A 1,965-nucleotide genomic window follows, 5' to 3' on the forward strand; every position below is an offset into this window, starting at 1 on the left:
CTGGACTTCTACTCCTGCGCCGACTGCGGCCGCTGCTCCGATCAGTGCCCGGCCAACGCGGTGGGACGCCCCTTGTCTCCCCGGTTCGTGACCATCAAATGCCGTGACAAGATCTTCGGCGCCTTCCCCCTGAAGGGCGAGGCACTGCCCAACGACGAACTCATCGGCACGGTTTTGTCCGAGGACGAAATCTGGTCCTGCACCACCTGCGGCGCCTGCGAGGAGGAATGCCCCATCTTCATCGAATACATCGACAAGATGGTGGACCTGCGCCGGGGCATGGTGGACGAAGGCAACGTGCCCCAGTCCCTGCAAAAGCCCTTGAGCGCCATTGAAAAGCGCGGCAATCCTTACGGCAAGATGGAAAAGAAACGCGCCGAATGGACCAAGGAAATCGCCGAAGAGACCCCGGTCGCCGTGCTCAACACCAAAAAGGGCGAAACCTGCGACACCCTGTATTTCGTCGATTCCATCACGTCCTTTGACGATCAGATCTGCAAGATCGCCCAGTCCACGGCCCGCGTGCTCACCGCCGCCGGCGTGGAGTTCGGCGTCCTGGGGCCTGCTGAAAAGGACTCGGGCCATGAAGTCCGCCGCTTTGGCGAGGAAATGCTTTTCATGAGCCTGAAAGAGCAGAACACGGAGGCCATCGAGGCTTCCGGGGCCAAACGGATCGTCACCGCCGATCCCCACGCCCTGAACGCTCTGAAAAAGGACTACGACAACCTGCCGCCCGTGGAGCACATCAGCCAGGTGATCCTGAAGGCCGTGAAGCAGGGCAAGATCCAGTTCAAGAACGAAGAAACCGGCAAGACCTACGTGTACCACGATCCGTGCTACCTGGGCCGCCACAACCTTCTGTACGAGGATCCACGCCAGGTTCTGGACGCCATCCCGGGCCTGCATCGGGCCGAGATGGAAAAGAGCCGGGACCGGTCCTTCTGCTGCGGCGGCGGCGGATTGATGCTGTTCTACGAGCCCGAGGAAGAAACCCGCATGGGCAAGCTGCGCGTGGAAATGGCCAAGGAGGCCGGCGCCGACGTGGTGGTGACCGCGTGTCCGTTCTGCAAGGTGAACATCGAAGACGCCATCAAGACCTCCGGCCTGGAAGGCATCATGGAAGTCATTGACCTGGTGGAATTGGTGGATCAGCATTTGGTGAAATAGACATTTACCCGGCCGGGCTTTTGAGGGTTAAGCAAAGGCCCGGCCCGCGTTTTACATAGGACGTAACACAGGCGATATTGCCTTGCCGGAGCCAGGACAGCGAGGCCCCGAATTGGGCCGTCCGGCGAGGCAAAAGAAATTCCTTTTCCAACTTTGAAGGAGGATTACATGGACATTTTGGTATGCGTGAAGCGGGTGCCTGACACCGCTGAAAACGAAATTGAAGTCAATTCCGACGGAAGCGACATCGAGCGCGACGATGTTGTTTACTCGGTAAACGAGTGGGACAACTACGCAGTGGAAGAAGCCATTCAGATCCGGGACAACGTGGGCGGCTCCGTGACGGTGGTTTCCGTGGGCGACGAAGAGAGTGAAGAAGTGCTGCGTCGTGAAATGGCCATGGGCGCCGACAACGGCATCCTGGTGGACGACGAACTGTTTGAGAACACGGACGGCAAGGGCATCGCCGCGGCATTGAAGGCGGTCATTCAGGCGGGCTCCTACGACCTGATCATGACCGGCGCCCTGGCCGACGGCGGCGCGGGCCAGATCGGCGGCATGGTGGCTGCTATGCTGGACCTGCCCTACGCTTCGTTGGTGAACAAGATTGAAGTGGGCGACGGCTCCTTGAAAGTGGGTCGCGAGATCGAGGGCGGCAACCAGGAAATGAACGAAATTTCCCTGCCTTGCGTGGTCTCCATCCAGACGGGCATCAACGAACCCCGTTACGTGGGCATCCGCGGCATCCGCAAGGTTGCTTCCGTGGAAATCCCGGTGAAGAGCGCCGCCGACCTGGGC

General features: G+C 59.9%; 2 protein-coding genes. Both read left to right on the forward strand.

Annotated features, from left to right (window positions below; genetic code table 11):
* A partial coding sequence (locus tag G491_RS0125965) for a (Fe-S)-binding protein (RefSeq protein ID WP_028316608.1) occupies positions 1 to 1,167 on the forward strand: 1,167 nt, incomplete at its 5' end.
* Positions 1,168 to 1,335: 168 nt separating this feature from the next.
* On the forward strand, positions 1,336 to 1,965 hold a 630-nt coding region (locus G491_RS0125970), incomplete at its 3' end, for an electron transfer flavoprotein subunit beta/FixA family protein (RefSeq protein ID WP_028316609.1).

Origin of the sequence: Desulfatibacillum aliphaticivorans DSM 15576 (assembly GCF_000429905.1) — a bacterium.
Taxonomy (GTDB): domain Bacteria; phylum Desulfobacterota; class Desulfobacteria; order Desulfobacterales; family Desulfatibacillaceae; genus Desulfatibacillum; species Desulfatibacillum aliphaticivorans.